The organism is Pseudomonas fluorescens (genome assembly GCF_001307155.1).
GTDB classification, from domain to species: domain Bacteria; phylum Pseudomonadota; class Gammaproteobacteria; order Pseudomonadales; family Pseudomonadaceae; genus Aquipseudomonas; species Aquipseudomonas helvetica.
Genome location: NZ_CP012830.1, coordinates 4110584 through 4126762 on the forward strand (window position 1 = coordinate 4110584; position 16179 = coordinate 4126762).

Here is a 16179-nt window from a genome sequence, read left to right on the forward strand (position 1 = left end):
CGAGATTGAGTCATGGCAGAAGCAGTCGCCGATAACGTTCCGGCCAAGGTCACGCCAGCAGACGGCAAACCGCCGTTGTTTGGTCTGTCCTTCCTGGAAAACCTCTCCGAGATGACCATGCTGCGTCAGGTAGGCCTGTTGGTTGGCCTGGCTGCGAGCGTGGCGATTGGTTTTGCCGTGGTGCTGTGGTCGCAGCAACCCGACTATCGGCCGCTGTACGGCAGCCTTGCCGGTATGGACGCCAAGCAGGTCATGGAAACCCTGGCCGCTGCCGACATTCCCTACACCGTTGAACCCAACTCCGGTGCCTTGCTGGTCAAGGCCGATGATGTAGCGCGCGCGCGGCTCAAGCTCGCCGCTGCTGGTGTCACTCCCAGCGACGGCAACATCGGTTTTGAAATCCTCGACAAGGACCAGGGCCTGGGGACCAGTCAGTTCATGGAGGCGACCCGTTATCGTCGCGGCCTTGAGGGTGAACTGGCGCGGACCATTTCCAGCCTGAACAACGTCAAGGGCGCCCGAGTGCACCTGGCGATTCCGAAAAGCTCGGTATTCGTGCGTGATGAACGCAAGCCCAGCGCATCGGTGCTGGTCGAGCTTTACTCAGGCCGTTCGCTGGAACCGGGCCAGGTCATGGCCATCATCAACCTGGTGTCGACCGCCGTTCCTGAGTTGAGCAAGTCGCAGATCACCGTCGTCGACCAGAAGGGCACCTTGCTCTCCGATCAGGCGGAAAACTCCGAACTGACCATGGCCGGCAAGCAATTCGATTACAGCCGCCGCATGGAAAGCATGCTCACACAGCGTGTGCACAATATTCTGCAGCCAGTGCTGGGTAACGATCGCTACAAGGCTGAAGTCTCCGCCGACGTGGATTTCAGTGCAGTCGAGTCGACTTCGGAGCAGTTCAATCCGGATCAGCCGGCCCTGCGCAGCGAGCAATCGACGTCCGAGCAGCGCACCGCCAGCAACGGCCCGCAAGGCGTTCCCGGTGCGCTGAGCAACCAGCCGCCATCGCCGGCTTCAGCACCACAAACCACCGGTGGCTCGAGCGCTTCCGCTGGCATGGTGCAGCCAGGTCAGCCGCTGCTGGATGCCAACGGCCAGCAAATCATGGACCCGGCAACCGGTCAGCCAATGCTGGCACCGTACCCGGCGGACAAGCGTCAACAATCCACCAAGAACTTCGAGCTCGACCGTTCCATCAGCCACACCAAGCAACAACAGGGCCGATTGAATCGCCTGTCGGTTGCGGTCGTTGTGGATGATCAGGTCAAGGTCAATGCGGCCAACGGTGAAACTACCCGCGCGCCGTGGAGCACCGATGAATTGGCACGCTTCACACGTCTGGTGCAGGACGCCGTCGGTTTTGATGCCAGCCGTGGTGACAGCGTCAGCGTGATCAACGTGCCGTTCTCGGCCGAGCGTGGCGAAGTCATCGCTGACATTCCGTTCTACTCGCAGCCCTGGTTCTGGGATGTGGTGAAACAGGTTCTCGGCGTGTTGTTCATCCTGGTGCTGGTGTTCGGCGTGCTGCGTCCGGTGCTCAACAACATTACCGGCGGCGGTAAAGGCAAGCAATTGGCGGGTCTTGGCAGCGATGTCGAGCTCGGTGGCATGGGCGGCCTGGACGGCGAACTGGCCAACGACCGCGTCAGCCTAGGTGGTCCGCAAAGTATTCTGCTGCCTAGCCCGAGCGAAGGCTATGACGCACAGTTGAACGCAATCAAGAGCCTGGTGGCCGAAGATCCGGGTCGTGTGGCTCAGGTCGTGAAAGAGTGGATTAACGCAGATGAGTGATAACCGAGCCGCTATCGCCAAACTCAGCCGGGTCGACAAAGCCGCGATTCTGCTGCTGTCCCTGGGTTCAACCGATGCTGCGCAAGTGCTGCGTCACATGGGGCCCAAAGAGGTCCAGCGTGTGGGTGTGGCCATGGCGCAAATGGGCAACGTGCACCGTGAGCAGGTCGAGCAGGTGATGAGCGAGTTCGTCGACATCGTCGGCGATCAGACCAGCCTCGGCGTCGGCTCCGATGACTATGTGCGCAAGATGCTCACCCAGGCGCTGGGCGAAGACAAGGCCAACGGCCTGATCGACCGAATTCTGCTGGGTGGCAACACCAGCGGCCTGGACAGCCTGAAGTGGATGGAACCGCGTGCCGTGGCGGACGTGATCCGTTACGAGCACCCGCAGATCCAGGCCATCGTCGTGGCGTATCTCGACCCGGATCAGGCCGGCGAAGTACTCGGTAACTTCGACCATAAAGTACGCCTCGACATTATTTTACGCGTGTCTTCGCTGAACACCGTACAGCCTGCCGCGCTGAAAGAACTCAACCAGATTCTCGAGAAGCAATTCTCCGGCAACTCCAACGCCGCACGCACCACCTTGGGTGGTATCAAGCGTGCAGCCGACATCATGAACTTCCTCGACAGCTCGATCGAAGGCCAGCTGATGGACTCGATCCGCGAAGTCGACGAAGACCTGTCCGGTCAGATCGAAGACCTCATGTTCGTGTTCAACAACCTGTCCGACGTCGACGACCGCGGAATTCAGGCGTTGCTGCGCGAAGTCTCCTCGGATGTGCTGGTGTTGGCCCTCAAGGGCTCGGACGAAGGCGTCAAGGAAAAGATCTTCAAGAACATGTCCAAGCGGGCGGCCGAATTGCTCCGCGACGACCTGGAGGCCAAGGGCCCGGTACGCGTCAGCGACGTCGAAACCGCACAGAAAGAAATCCTCACCATTGCCCGCCGTATGGCCGAAGCCGGAGAAATCGTTCTCGGCGGCAAGGGCGGCGAGGAAATGATTTAACGCCATGGCATCCAAGAGTGATGAGTCGCCCACCGACCTGATCCGTGCGCGTGATGTTCGCGGTTTTGATACCTGGTCGTTGCCCAGCTTCGACCCGCACGTCCCGGAGCCTGAACCCGAGCCTGAGCCCGAGCCGCCGGAGATGGAAGAAGTGCCGCTGGAGGAAGTCCAGCCACTGACCCTCGAAGAGCTCGAAAGCATTCGTCAGGAAGCCTACAACGAAGGCTTCGCTACCGGTGAGCGAGAAGGTTTTCACAGCACCACGCTCAAGGTTCGTCAGGAAGCTGACGTGGCCCTGAGCGCGAAGCTCGCCAGTCTTGAATTGCTGATGGGCAATCTGTTCGAACCGATTGCCGAGCAGGATACGCAGATCGAGAAATCCCTGGTCGGGCTGGTTCAGCACATTGCCAAACAGGTGATTCAGCGCGAACTGGCCATCGACTCGACGCAAATCGAACACGTCATGCGCGAAGCCCTGAAATTGCTGCCGCTAGGCGTCGGGAATGTGCGTCTGTACATCAACCCGCAGGACTTCGAGCAGGTCAAGGCATTGCGTGAGCGCCATGAGGAGACCTGGCGCATCGTTGAAGACGAAGCCATGTTGCCGGGCGGATGCCGGGTAGAGACCGAGCACAGCCGCATCGACGCGACCGTAGAAACCCGTATCACGCAGATCATGGCCAAGCTGTTCGATCAATTGCACGATCAGGCGCTGCATCCGGCCGAGGCGGATTTGACGCTGGAGCTACCCGTCAGCGAAAAGCCGTCTGCCGCAGCACTTGAGCCAGAGCCGGAAATCGCTGATGCGCCTTGATCGCACCAGCTTCGGCAAGCGCCTGAGCACTTATGCACAGGCCACCGAGTTGCCCGGCCAACCGATCCTCGAAGGACGCTTGCTGCGCATGGTCGGCCTGACGCTTGAAGCCGAGGGCCTGCGCGCCGCCATGGGCAGCCGTTGCATGGTGATCAACGACGACAGTTATCACCCGGTACAGGTCGAAGCTGAAGTCATGGGCTTCTCTGGCAACAAGGTGTTTCTGATGCCGGTCGGCAGTGTCGCCGGCATCGCCCCGGGCGCCAGGGTGGTGCCCTTGGCCGATGCCGGGCGCTTGCCGATGGGCATGAGCATGCTCGGGCGGGTACTGGATGGCGCCGGCCGTGCGCTGGACGGCAAGGGCGGAATGAAAGCCGAAGACTGGGTGCCGATGGATGGTCCCACCATCAACCCGCTCAAGCGCGATCCCATCAGCCAGCCGCTGGACGTGGGTATTCGCTCCATCAACGGATTATTGACGGTCGGTCGCGGTCAGCGCCTCGGCCTCTTCGCCGGCACCGGCGTCGGCAAGAGTGTGTTGCTGGGCATGATGACCCGCTTCACCGAAGCCGACATCATCGTGGTCGGGCTGATCGGCGAGCGGGGTCGCGAGGTCAAGGAATTCATCGAGCACATCCTCGGTGAGGAGGGGCTCAAGCGTTCCGTGGTGGTGGCGTCGCCTGCGGACGATGCGCCGCTGATGCGTCTGCGCGCCGCGATGTACTGCACGCGAATCGCCGAGTATTTCCGCGACAAGGGCAAGAACGTCCTGTTGCTGATGGATTCGCTGACCCGTTTTGCTCAGGCGCAACGGGAAATCGCCCTGGCCATCGGTGAGCCACCGGCGACCAAGGGTTATCCGCCATCGGTATTCGCCAAACTGCCGAAACTGGTGGAGCGTGCCGGTAATGCCGAGGCGGGCGGCGGTTCGATCACCGCATTTTATACGGTGTTGTCCGAGGGTGACGACCAGCAGGATCCGATCGCCGATGCCGCTCGAGGCGTACTCGACGGGCACATCGTCCTGTCGCGTCGCTTGGCGGAAGAGGGGCATTACCCGGCGATCGACATCGAAGCGTCCATCAGTCGGGTCATGCCATCGGTGGTCAGCCCAGAGCACATGACCCGTGCGCAGTATTTCAAGCAGCTCTGGTCGCGTTATCAGCAAAGCCGCGACCTGATCAGCGTCGGCGCCTATGTAGCGGGCGGCGACCGGGAAACCGATCTGGCGATCTCGTTGCAGCCGCAGTTGGCCAAGTACTTGCGTCAGGGCCTGAACGACAGCATCAACCTGGGCGAGAGCGAGGCATACCTTGCCTCGATCTTTGCCCCGGCGGCTGGCGGCTAACACCTCATGGCCCAGAGCCGGTCGGCGCGCCTGGCGCCCGTGGTCGATATGGCTGAAAAGGCCGAAAAGACCGCTGCCCAGCGCCTGGGTCACTTTCAGGGCCAGGTGCGATTGGCCGAAAGCAAGCTCGCCGACCTCGAAAGCTTCCGCCTCGAGTACCAGGAACAATGGATCGTACGCGGCAGCAGTGGCGTCTCGGGGCAATGGTTGCTGGGGTATCAGGGCTTTCTCGCGCAACTGGGTACCGCGATCGATCAGCAGCGCCAAAGCCTGGCCTGGCATCAGAACAACCTGAACAAGGCGCGTGACACCTGGCAGCAGGCATTTGCCCGGGTTGAAGGGCTGCGCAAGCTGGTGCAGCGTTACATTGATGAGGCTCGCCAACTCGAAGACCGGCGTGAGCAGAAACTGCTCGATGAGCTTTCCCAGCGTTTGCCGCGCCACGACCCGTATTGAGCGATCTTTTGACCTTGCTCATGCTCCCGGCAAGTGCTAAACCTTCTACACGTTGCCAATGACAGGGAAGCCGCAGCATGTCAGTCGTTACAGAAGTATCGCCGGATGGGCAAAAACTCACGATTTCGGTCAAGGGGCGGTTCGATTTCGCCAAGCATCAGGAGTTTCGCGAGTCCTACGAGCGCCCCGACGGGCAAATGCCAAACTCGGTGGTGGTCGACTTGAAGGAAGCAACCTACCTCGACAGCTCGGCGTTGGGTATGTTGCTGCTGTTGCGTGATCACGCTGGCGGAGACAATTCCGATATTCGCGTGGTCAACAGCAGTTCCGATGTGAAGAAAATCCTCGCCATCTCCAACTTCGACAAGCTGTTCGACATCAGTTGACCGTCATGTCGACGCTGCCCGAGCCGCTGACCGTGCTGATCGCTGAAGACAGCGCGGCCGATCGCTTGCTGCTGTCGAGTATTGTCCGTCGTCAGGGGCATGAGGTGTTGGCTGCGGCCAACGGCGCCGAGGCGGTTGAGCTGTACCAGCAGCAGCGTCCGCAACTGGTGTTGATGGACGCGATGATGCCGGTGATGGACGGTTTCGAAGCGGCGCGACAGATCAAGCTGCTGGCTGGCGAAACGCTGGTGCCGATCATCTTCCTGACCTCGCTGACGGAAAGCGAAGCCTTGGCGCGCTGCCTGGAGGCGGGTGGCGACGACTTTCTGGCAAAACCTTATAACCAGGTGATCCTCAGCGCCAAGATCAAGGCGATGGATCGTTTGCGGCGCTTGCAGGCGACAGTCCTGGAGCAGCGCGATCTGATCGCCAGGCATCATGAGTACCTGCTCAATGAGCAGCGGGTGGCCAAGGCGGTATTCGACAAGGTCGCTCACTCCGGTTGCCTGAGCGCTCCCAATATCCGTTATTCGCAATCCCCCTATGCACTGTTCAACGGCGACCTGTTGCTGGCGGCATTTACGCCTGCCGGTGACATGCATGTGTTGCTCGGGGATTTCACTGGTCATGGCCTGCCGGCAGCAGTCGGCGCCATGCCGCTGGCGGAAGTGTTCTACGGTATGACCGCCAAGGGTTACGGCCTGTCGGAAATGCTGTGCGAGATGAACGCCAAGCTCAAGCGTATCCTGCCGGTGGATATGTTCTGTTGCGCGACCCTGTTGTGCCTGAGTTTTCAGCGTCGTTCGGTGGAGGTCTGGAACGGCGGTATGCCGGATGGTTATCTGCATGATATCGCCAACGACAAGCGCACCGTATTGCCGGCGCGGCATCTGCCGCTGGGAGTGTTGAGTGCGCAAGCCTTTGATGATCGCACCGAGGTGTTGCCGATGGCCCTCGGCGACCGGGTATTCCTGTTGTCGGACGGCGTGATCGATACCTGTGATGCCAACGACCAGTTATTTGGTGTCGAGCGGTTGCAGCAGGTGTTTGCCGACAATCGCCAGCCAGACCGATTGTTCGAGGAGATCGAACAGGCGCTGCGGGATTTCCGTGGCGAGGCGCGTGACGATGTCAGCATGCTCGAGGTTCGCCTGCTCGAAGCCTCGCAACTCACGCCGCCGGCCATGGTGTATTCCGACAGCAGTGTGTCTTGCCCGCTGGATTGGTCGGTGAGTTTTGAGTTTCGTGCAGACTCGCTCAGGCGCTTCAATCCGTTGCCTTATATGATGCAATTGTTGCTTGAGGTGCATGGGTTGCGGGCGCAAAGCGGGGCGCTTTACAGTGTGCTGGCCGAGCTCTATTCCAATGCACTGGAGCATGGTGTACTGGGCCTGGATTCGAGTATCAAGCGCGATGCCTCCGGGTTTGCGCGGTATTACGAGCAGCGCAATGCGCGTCTGGAAGCGCTTGAGGATGGCTACCTGCGGGTGCATATGCAGCTGTCGCCGCAAGGTGCGGGAGGCTGTCTGGTGGTGGAAGTCGAAGACAGTGGTGCAGGGTTCGACGTAGAGCGGGTCATGACTCGACCTGTCGACAGCGGCCGCTTGTCGGGTCGCGGTGTGAGTCTGATTCGTCAGTTGAGTCACAGCGCCAGTTGGTCGGACAATGGCCGACGTGCCCGCGTGGAGTTTTCCTGGGAGGCTCAGGCATAATCCGCGCATTCTTGATCAAGGAGCGAACAAGTGACTGACATTCATCTGGATCACGACGTACTGAGTGCGCTGCAAGAAGTCATGGAGGATGAGTACCCGATACTTCTGGATACTTTCCTTCAGGACTCCGAAACACGCTTGACCCAACTTCGCGAAACTCAGGACCCCGACCAGTTGCTCAGTGCCGCCCACAGCTTCAAGGGCAGCAGCAGCAACATGGGGGCTACGCGCCTGGCTGAACTGTGCAATGAGCTGGAGCAGCGAGCGAAACAAAAAAGCCTTGCGGGCATTGAAGAGCTGGTCGGCGAAATCGACGGCGAATTTGCCATCGTCCGACGCTTGTACAGTGAAGAGCGCCAGCGTTTTCATTGTTGAAAGCACCCACGTTGCAGGTTTTTCCAGCACCTGAGCAAACCTGGCTCGACCCTTGCAGCTTTGCTTCTCAACTGTACCTACGATCCCAGTGCAGCGGAGACCGTTATGCCCCTCGCCCCGAATTCGCTTCTTCAGGCCGCCTCGCAGGCCAAGACTCAGTCCGTGTCTGCCAGCGTGCCTGTCAATGCGCCGGCAGCGCCTGCGGAGCCCCGGGATAAGGCCGCCAGCTTTTCTCAGGTCTACGCCAAACAGGCGCAAGCTACCCCGGCGTCCAGTGCTGACGGGGCCGGTAAAAACGTGCGCGACAAAGTGGCGGACAGCACCGGCAAAAAAGTGGCGCCTGACGACAAGTCTGCCGCCCCGCAGGCGACCGTTGCCGATAACGGCAAATCCTTGCCCGCCGACAAGCCGGCGGATACCAGCGACAAGGCCACCAGCGACGTAAGCGGCGCGAGCGACTCGGCAGCAGCCAAGGATGCCCCGGTCGCTGATAGCACTCCGCTAGACCCAACTCTCGATCCGGCATTGGCGCAGGCGGTGCAGCCGATGCCGACGCTGGTGCCAGTGCCGGTACCCGATCCACAAACACCGCCAGTGGTCGCTCAGGTTCAGGTTCAGACCCAGCCTCAGGTCGATCCGGCTTTTACGGCGACAGTGACGCCTGCACCGGCTCAGCCGTTGGTTGCGACTGATCCTTCGTTCGATCCTGCATCCGATCCTTTGGACGCGATGCCAGCGGTGCGCCTGGCACTTGAGCAAAGTGGTCACGTGTCGGCCTCCAGCCAGCCCCCGACCAAAGCGACGCCGGATCAGGCTGATAGCGAGCCCACCGTGGCGCAGAACTTTGCCAATGGCATGGCGAGCATGCTTGATGTGCAAACCAGCAAGGACAGCACCAGCCAGGGAGGCGAAAAGTCCTTCAGCGGGTTGATCGACGACGGGCTCAAGGACCTGAAATCGGCAACCAGCGACACGCGCGTTGACGATTTCGCCAATCGCCTGGCAGCGCTGACTCAGGCCGCCACGCCCAAGACTGCGAATGCGTTGCCGGTGAATCAGCCGATCGCCATGCATCAGAGCGGCTGGACCGAGGAAGTGGTCAATCGGGTCATGTACCTGTCGAGTGCCAACCTCAAAGCGGCCGATATTCAGCTTCAGCCGGCGGAGTTGGGTCGCCTGGATATTCGGGTGAACATGGTTCCCGATCAGCAGACTCAAGTGACTTTCATGAGTGCTCATGTAGGTGTACGTGAGGCGCTGGACAGCCAGATGCATCGTTTGCGCGACATGTTTACCCAGCAAGGCATGGGGCAAGTCGATGTCAACGTGTCCGACCAGTCCCGCGGCTGGCAAGGGCAAGGGCAGCAGCAGGCCCAGCAAGGCCAGGGCGCAGGCGCGACTGCCAGCGGTGGTCGTCTGGGCTCGGCGGATGAAGAGCTGCCGGCAAACGTGGCTGAAGCGGCCGCCAGCACGACCAGCGTCATCGGCTCCAGCGCAGTCGATTACTACGCCTGACAAGCTGCAGCAACCCGAACAGATCGCAGCCTTCGGCAGCTCCTACGCCCCGCCTTTGTAGGAGCTGCCGAAGGCTGCGATCTTTTGATATCGGCATTAGCCGACCGCTACACCATTCCCCCTCCTGACACTTCTGGCATAACACTTGCTCTTGCCTTGCCGTGCACCTGTGAAAACTCGAATAGTGACGGATTATTGGCATGGCGAAGAGCGAAGCAGCAGTGAAAGACCCTGCCGGGAAAGGCAAACTCAAGCTTATTCTCGTGATTGTGCTGGCCGTGCTGCTGGCGATCGGTCTGTCCGTGGGGGCGACCTGGTACTTTATGCACAGCGCTCAGAGCAAGCCTGCGCCTGCAGCCGAAACCGCCAGTAATGCCAAGCCTGCGGCGATTTACGAACCCATGGCTCCGGCCTTCGTGGCCAACTACAACCAGAATGGCCGTCAGCGCTACATGCAGGTGAGCATTACCCTGCAGGCGCGTAACCAGGCCGATCTGGATGCGCTGAAAGTGCATATGCCGGTGATTCGCAACAACCTGGTCATGCTGTTCTCCGCGCAGAGTTTCGACACCCTGGCGACTCCGGTCGGTCAGGAAATGCTGCGCCAGAAAGCCACTGCCAGTGTGCAGGAAGTCGCGCAGAAAGAAGTCGGCAAAGTCGTTATCGACCAGTTGCTGTTTACCAATTTCGTACTGCAGTAGGAACACGACATGGCCGTGCAGGACCTGCTGTCCCAGGATGAGATCGATGCGCTGTTGCATGGTGTCGACGATGGTCTGGTACAGACCGACAACGCTGCTGAACCCGGCAGTGTCAAAAGCTATGACCTGACCAGTCAGGATCGCATCGTCCGTGGACGCATGCCGACCCTGGAAATGATCAACGAGCGGTTTGCCCGTTACACGCGCATCAGCATGTTCAACATGCTGCGGCGTTCGGCGGACGTCGCTGTCGGTGGCGTGCAGGTGATGAAGTTCGGCGAATACGTGCACTCGCTGTACGTACCGACCAGTCTCAACCTGGTCAAGATCAAGCCGTTGCGCGGTACCGCATTGTTCATCCTCGACGCCAAGCTGGTGTTCAAGCTGGTAGACAACTTCTTTGGCGGTGACGGTCGTCACGCCAAGATCGAAGGCCGTGAATTCACCCCGACCGAATTGCGCGTCGTGCGCATGGTGCTGGAGCAGGCCTTCGTTGATTTGAAAGAAGCCTGGCAAGCGATCATGGAAGTCAATTTCGAGTACATCAACTCGGAAGTGAACCCGGCCATGGCCAACATCGTCGGGCCGAGCGAAGCGGTGGTGGTCTCGACCTTCCACATCGAACTCGACGGCGGCGGTGGTGACCTGCACGTGACCATGCCGTACTCGATGATCGAGCCGGTCCGCGAAATGCTCGATGCCGGCTTCCAGTCGGACCTCGACGATCAGGACGAGCGTTGGGTCAACGCCCTGCGTCAGGACGTGCTGGATGTCGACGTGCCGATCGGTGCCACGGTTGCCCGTCGCCAGTTGCGCCTGCGGGACATCCTGCACATGCAGCCGGGGGACGTGATCCCGGTCGATATGCCGGAAGAGATGATCATGCGCGCCAACGGCGTGCCGGCCTTCAAGGTCAAGATGGGCTCCCACAAGGGCAACCTGGCGTTGCAAGTGATCGAGCCGATCGAGCGACGCTGATCTGCGTTCGCACACATTCGCTTTTAATTGACGGTTTCCAATTGATTGGTTGCCCGCTGAGGACAAATGATGGCTGACGAAATGAATACCCAGGACGACCAGGCGCTGGCCGATGAATGGGCTGCGGCGCTCGAGGAAACGGGTGATGCCGGGCAGGACGATATTGACGCCTTGCTGGCCGCCGATGCGGCGAGTTCCTCGTCCTCCAGCCGTCTGGCAATGGAAGAGTTCGGCAGTGTGCCGAAGAACCACGAGCCAGTGACCCTCGACGGTCCTAACCTGGACGTGATTCTGGACATCCCGGTGTCGATTTCCATGGAAGTCGGCAGCACCGATATCAACATTCGTAACCTGCTGCAGCTCAACCAGGGCTCGGTGATCGAACTTGACCGTCTGGCCGGCGAACCGCTGGACGTGCTGGTCAATGGCACGCTCATCGCTCACGGCGAAGTGGTGGTGGTCAACGAGAAGTTCGGCATCCGCCTGACCGACGTGATCAGCCCAAGCGAACGCATCAAGAAGCTGCGCTGAGTGAAGGCGTTTCTCGGCGTATTGCTGGCCTTGCCGCTCAGTGCATGGGCAGCGGAACCGGTAGCGGCGGCCGCGACCCCGGCGGTCGGCAGCGGCGTGGCCGGGCAGTTGACTCAGCTGGTGCTGGGTTTGCTGATGGTGCTGGGCCTGATCTTCTTCCTCGCCTGGTTGTTGCGCCGCGTCCAGCAGGCGGGTCCTGCCGGCAAAGGGCAAGTGATCGAGCTGATCGGCTCGCGCGCCCTCGGGCCGCGTGATCGCCTGGTGCTGGTGCAAGTCGGTAACGAGCAGATTCTGCTTGGGCTGACCCCGGGCACCATTACCCCGTTGCATGTGCTCAAGGAACCGGTGCAAGTGCCGAGCACCGAGCAGGCGACCCCCGAGTTTGCCCAGCGCCTGATGGAGTTGCTGGGTAAAGATAAGGATAAGAAGTAATGCCGTTGCGCATCCTGTTGACACTGGTCCTGATGCTGGCCGCGCCGTTGGCGTTCGCCGCCGACCCGTTGTCGATTCCGGCGATCACCCTGGGCACGAACGCCAATGGCGCTCAGGAGTACTCGGTCAGCCTGCAAATCCTGCTGATCATGACCGCGCTGAGCTTCATCCCGGCGTTTGTCATGCTGATGACCAGTTTCACCCGGATCATCATTGTGTTCTCGATCCTGCGTCAGGCCCTGGGCTTGCAACAGACACCATCGAACCAGATTCTCACCGGCATGGCGCTGTTTCTGACCCTGTTCATCATGGCGCCGGTCTTTGATCGGGTGAATCAGGATGCCTTGCAGCCGTATCTGGCCGAGAAGCTGACGGCTCAGGATGCAGTGGCCAAGGCGCAAGTGCCGATCAAGGACTTCATGCTGGCGCAGACCCGTAGCAGCGATCTTGAGTTGTTCATGCGCCTGTCCAAGCGCACCGACATCGCAACGCCGGATCAGGCGCCGCTGACCATTCTGGTGCCGGCCTTCGTGACCTCGGAGCTGAAAACAGCGTTCCAGATTGGCTTCATGATCTTCATTCCGTTCCTGATCATCGACCTGGTCGTTGCCAGTGTGCTGATGGCCATGGGCATGATGATGCTCTCGCCGCTGATCATTTCGCTGCCGTTCAAGATCATGCTGTTTGTGCTGGTGGATGGCTGGGCGTTGATCATCGGTACGCTGGCGAGCAGTTTCGGCGGTGTTTAGGCATAAGTGGGCGGGTAGGGCGATATGACTCCTGAAGTTGCGGTAGACCTGTTCCGTGAGGCGCTTTGGCTGACCACCATGATGGTCGCCATATTGGTCGTTCCGAGTTTGCTGGTGGGCCTGCTGGTCGCGATGTTTCAGGCGGCCACGCAGATCAACGAACAGACCCTGAGCTTCCTCCCGCGTTTGCTGGTGATGCTGATCACACTGATCGTTGCCGGTCCGTGGCTGATACAAACGTTCATGGAATACATCCTGCGCTTGTACACCAGCATTCCGCAGTTGATCGGCTAAACCATGTCATTGCTGGCGCTGACCGATGCGCAAATCAGTACCTGGGTGGCCAGCTTCATGCTGCCGCTATTTCGGGTTGGCGCGGTGCTGACGACCATGCCGGTCTTCGGCACGACCCTGGTGCCCAAGCGTATTCGGTTGTACTTCGCGCTGGCGATAACGGTGGTTATCACGCCGGGCCTGCCGCCGATGCCGCAGGTCAATCCGCTGGACTTGAGCGGTCTGCTGCTGATTGCCGAACAGATACTGATTGGCGCGCTGCTGGGGTTTTCCTTGCAGTTGTTCTTTCAGGCGTTCGTGGTGGCCGGGCAGATTGTTTCGATCCAGATGGGCATGGGCTTCGCGTCCATGGTCGACCCCACCAACGGCGTGTCGGCGGCCGTCATCGGGCAGTTCTTGACGATGCTGGTGACGTTGCTGTTTCTGGGGATGAATGGCCATCTGGTGGTGTTTGAAGTCCTCACGGAAAGCTTCACGACCCTGCCGGTGGGCAGTGGCATGCTGGTCAATCATTTCTGGGAAATGGCCGGCAAGATGGGCTGGGTGCTGGGGGCGGCGATGCTACTGGTATTGCCGGCAATCACCGCGCTGCTGGTGGTCAACATTGCCTTCGGGGTCATGACTCGCGCGGCGCCGCAACTGAATATCTTCTCTATCGGTTTTCCGCTGACCCTGGTGCTGGGCCTGGTGATTTTCTGGGTCAGCCTGGGGGACATTCTCAACCAGTACCAACCGCTGGCCACCGAGGCCTTGCAGTTGTTGCGTGATATGGCACAGGCGCGCTGAGTCATGGCTGAAAGCGAGAGCGGTCAGGACAAGACAGAAGACCCCACGGACAAGCGCAAGAAGGACTCCCGTGAAAAGGGCGAGATCGCGCGCTCCAAAGAGCTCAATACTCTGGCGGTGATGCTGGCCGGTGCGGGCGGATTGCTGATCTACGGCGGCGGTCTGGCGCTGGACCTGCTGGAAATCATGCGCCTGAACTTCTCCCTGCCGCGTGAAGTGGTGCTGACTCCGGACGCCATGGGCCTGTATTTGCTGAAGTCGGGCAAGATCGCGATTATCGCGGTGCAACCGGTGCTGCTGACCTTGTTGCTGGCGGCGATCATCGGCCCGATTTCCCTGGGCGGCTGGCTGTTCGCCGGCAGTAGCCTGGCACCCAAGTTCAGTCGAATGAACCCGGCCAACGGCCTCAAGCGGATGTTTTCGTCCACGGCGCTGATCGAGCTGCTCAAGGCCCTGGCAAAATTCCTGCTGGTACTGTTCGTCGCGCTGAGCGTGCTGCGCTCGGACATTGACGACTTGTTGCGAATCGCCCATGAGCCGCTGGAGCAGGCGATTATTCACAGTGTGCAACTGGTGGGCTGGAGCACCTTGTGGATGGCGTGCGGGTTGATTCTGATCGCGGCGGTCGATGTGCCGGTTCAGCTTTACCAGAGTCACAAAAAACTGCTGATGACCAAGCAGGAAGTGCGCGACGAGCACAAGGATCAGGAAGGTCGCCCCGAGGTCAAGCAGCGGATTCGCCAGTTGCAGCGCGAGATGTCCCAGCGGCGGATGATGGCGGCCATTCCTGAGGCCGATGTGGTCATTACCAACCCGACCCACTACGCGGTGGCGCTCAAGTACGATCCGGAGAAGGGTGGGGCGCCGATGCTGGTGGCCAAGGGCAGCGACTTCCTGGCGCTGAAGATCCGCGAAATCGCGGTGGCTAATGAGGTCTTGCTGCTTGAGTCGCCGGCTCTGGCGCGTTCGATTTACTATTCCACGGAGCTTGATCAGGAAATTCCTGGTGGGCTCTATTTGGCGGTTGCTCAGGTGTTGGCTTACGTTTATCAGATCCGTCAGTACCGTGCGGGCAAGGGTAAGCGCCCGGATCCGCTTAAGGATGAATTGCCGATTCCGCCGGATCTGCGGCGGGATTCCTGACCGGCTTACGCTGATCAAAATTGTGCGGGTTGGCTTGCCTGCGATGGCGGCCTGACAGCCGACCCGTCTCTTTCAGATATACCCCCATCCCCTGTGGGAGCCGGGCTTGCCCGCGATGGCGGCCTGACAGCCGACCAATCTCTTGCAGGTGTACATATCCATTTCTGCGGTAACGGCCACTTAGGGTTTCGCCCTGACGGCGACTCCCTTTGGCAAGCGCCGGAGTGCCGGCCCAGCCCAAAGGAAGCAAAGGTCTTCGCCCCAAGCGTCCGGCACCTCGCCTAGGCTCGGCGTCCCCTTGCTCCGGTGTCCATCAGGGGGCATCGCCTACGGTCTGCTGCGCGACGACCTCCTCTCGATGTGTCCGGCTGCGCCGCACGGCGCTGCGCGCCCACCCCCTGATGAACACCTGCGCTCGGCCTCCCGATAGGGGCGGGTGGATCAAGATCAACAGCAACAGCACGGCGGCCTACCGGCCGGCCTGAGTGGTTGGGGCGTGAACGGCTTTAGATCGTTTCCGCGCAGGAGCGTGGGAGCGATTCGCGGTGGGTGAGTTAATGTTCGGCTTTTTGATGGTTGTTCGATGCGGCTATGACTTTCACCGCGTTATCGATGACGGCTTTGCTCATCTCCTGCAAGTAGTGAGAGGCCCAGGCACAGCGGTCGGTTTTGCGCTCCATCGCTGCATCTTCGGCCAGCATCTTGGAGAGGTGGAGCAGGTCGGACACGTGGGGCAAGGCTTCGTGGATCGAGACGCCACTGTTGACGCGGAACGAGGCTTGATCGTTGTGGATGGAGAAGGGGGTGAGGCTGGCGGTTTTTTAATCGTGGAGGTGCGAAGATTTGTTCATGGCGAGGTTCTCGTTTACTGGTTAGAGCGGCCTCGTTTACTCAATCGGGTTTCCAGGCCTGGTCGCTGATTTGGCAGTGACCACCGAAGACTAGCGATGCCACTTCCGAGGGGCACCTTGAAAGCCTGTCGGACAAATCCCGGTGTTTTCCAGATTTGTGGCTGAATTCTCAGGATGGGCGTTGAATATTCCGGTCTCTTTGCGGGCAAGGCTTGCCCGCGATGGCGTCTGTCCGGTCGCTGAAAAACTCCCGATAAACCCCGCTGTTTCAAGCTCCCCGCAAAAGTTGGAAGGCT

17 protein-coding genes and 1 pseudogene are annotated in these 16179 nt (G+C 60.2%); 17 read left to right on the forward strand and 1 reads right to left on the reverse strand.

Annotation, left to right across the window (positions count from 1 at the left end; translation table 11 throughout):
- The first annotated feature begins 12 nt into the window (after nt 1–12).
- The 17 genes from fliF (at nt 13) to flhB (ending at nt 15032) form a co-directional block, all read left to right on the forward strand.
- Complete coding sequence (gene fliF / locus AO353_RS18680; RefSeq protein WP_054596284.1) at nt 13–1800, forward strand: flagellar basal-body MS-ring/collar protein FliF; 1788 nt, start codon at nt 13–15, stop codon at nt 1798–1800.
- Nucleotides 1793–2812: a flagellar motor switch protein FliG gene (gene fliG, locus AO353_RS18685; protein WP_019692390.1), complete on the forward strand. Its 1020-nt coding sequence runs from the start codon at nt 1793–1795 to the stop codon at nt 2810–2812. Before fliF ends, fliG begins: the two co-directional genes overlap by 8 nt.
- Nucleotides 2813–2816: 4 nt before the next feature.
- On the forward strand, nt 2817–3626 hold the full coding sequence (gene fliH / locus AO353_RS18690) for a flagellar assembly protein FliH (RefSeq protein ID WP_054596285.1): 810 nt from the start codon (nt 2817–2819) through the stop codon (nt 3624–3626).
- Nucleotides 3616–4974: a flagellar protein export ATPase FliI gene (fliI, locus tag AO353_RS18695; protein WP_054596286.1), complete on the forward strand. Its 1359-nt coding sequence runs from the start codon at nt 3616–3618 to the stop codon at nt 4972–4974. The genes fliH and fliI overlap by 11 nt, the downstream gene beginning before the upstream one ends.
- A 6-nt stretch (nt 4975–4980) precedes the next feature.
- Nucleotides 4981–5430 carry a flagellar export protein FliJ gene (fliJ, locus tag AO353_RS18700; RefSeq protein ID WP_054596287.1) on the forward strand — a complete coding sequence of 150 codons (450 nt, stop codon included), beginning with the start codon at nt 4981–4983 and terminating at the stop codon, nt 5428–5430.
- 77 nt (nt 5431–5507) lie between these two features.
- Nucleotides 5508–5816, forward strand: a complete 309-nt coding sequence (locus AO353_RS18705; RefSeq protein ID WP_019692386.1) for an STAS domain-containing protein — start codon at nt 5508–5510, stop codon at nt 5814–5816.
- A gap of 5 nt (nt 5817–5821) precedes the next feature.
- Nucleotides 5822–7528 (forward strand): ATP-binding SpoIIE family protein phosphatase, encoded by a 1707-nt coding sequence (locus tag AO353_RS18710; RefSeq protein ID WP_054596288.1) that lies wholly within the window; start codon nt 5822–5824, stop codon nt 7526–7528.
- A 30-nt stretch (nt 7529–7558) separates the two neighbouring features.
- Complete coding sequence (locus AO353_RS18715; RefSeq protein WP_054596289.1) at nt 7559–7903, forward strand: Hpt domain-containing protein; 345 nt, start codon at nt 7559–7561, stop codon at nt 7901–7903.
- Between the two features lie 105 nt (nt 7904–8008).
- Nucleotides 8009–9418 carry a flagellar hook-length control protein FliK gene (locus tag AO353_RS18720; protein WP_054596290.1) on the forward strand — a complete coding sequence of 470 codons (1410 nt, stop codon included), beginning with the start codon at nt 8009–8011 and terminating at the stop codon, nt 9416–9418.
- A 200-nt stretch (nt 9419–9618) separates the two neighbouring features.
- Complete coding sequence (gene fliL, locus AO353_RS18725) at nt 9619–10119, forward strand: flagellar basal body-associated protein FliL (protein ID WP_054596291.1); 501 nt, start codon at nt 9619–9621, stop codon at nt 10117–10119.
- A gap of 9 nt (nt 10120–10128) precedes the next feature.
- The gene (fliM, locus tag AO353_RS18730) at nt 10129–11097 is read left to right on the forward strand and encodes a flagellar motor switch protein FliM (RefSeq protein ID WP_054596292.1); all 969 of its coding nucleotides are present in this window, start codon (nt 10129–10131) and stop codon (nt 11095–11097) included.
- 69 nt (nt 11098–11166) lie between these two features.
- On the forward strand, nt 11167–11628 hold the full coding sequence (gene fliN, locus AO353_RS18735; RefSeq protein WP_054598271.1) for a flagellar motor switch protein FliN: 462 nt from the start codon (nt 11167–11169) through the stop codon (nt 11626–11628).
- A complete protein-coding gene (gene fliO, locus AO353_RS18740; RefSeq protein ID WP_054596293.1) occupies nt 11629–12060 on the forward strand; it encodes a flagellar biosynthetic protein FliO in 432 nt (143 codons plus the stop codon).
- Nucleotides 12060–12809: a flagellar type III secretion system pore protein FliP gene (gene fliP, locus AO353_RS18745; RefSeq protein WP_054596294.1), complete on the forward strand. Its 750-nt coding sequence runs from the start codon at nt 12060–12062 to the stop codon at nt 12807–12809. Before fliO ends, fliP begins: the two co-directional genes overlap by 1 nt.
- 24 nt (nt 12810–12833) lie before the next feature.
- Nucleotides 12834–13103, forward strand: a complete 270-nt coding sequence (fliQ, locus tag AO353_RS18750; protein ID WP_054596295.1) for a flagellar biosynthesis protein FliQ — start codon at nt 12834–12836, stop codon at nt 13101–13103.
- A 3-nt stretch (nt 13104–13106) separates the two neighbouring features.
- On the forward strand, nt 13107–13889 hold the full coding sequence (gene fliR / locus AO353_RS18755; RefSeq protein WP_054596296.1) for a flagellar biosynthetic protein FliR: 783 nt from the start codon (nt 13107–13109) through the stop codon (nt 13887–13889).
- A 3-nt stretch (nt 13890–13892) separates the two neighbouring features.
- A complete protein-coding gene (gene flhB / locus AO353_RS18760; protein ID WP_054596297.1) occupies nt 13893–15032 on the forward strand; it encodes a flagellar biosynthesis protein FlhB in 1140 nt (379 codons plus the stop codon).
- 554 nt (nt 15033–15586) lie between these two features.
- On the opposite strand, the pseudogene AO353_RS18765 reads toward flhB, so the two are convergent.
- A pseudogene (locus AO353_RS18765) lies at nt 15587–15850 on the reverse strand (DUF3077 domain-containing protein); the annotation flags it as partial.
- Between the last annotated feature and the right edge of the window lie 329 nt (nt 15851–16179).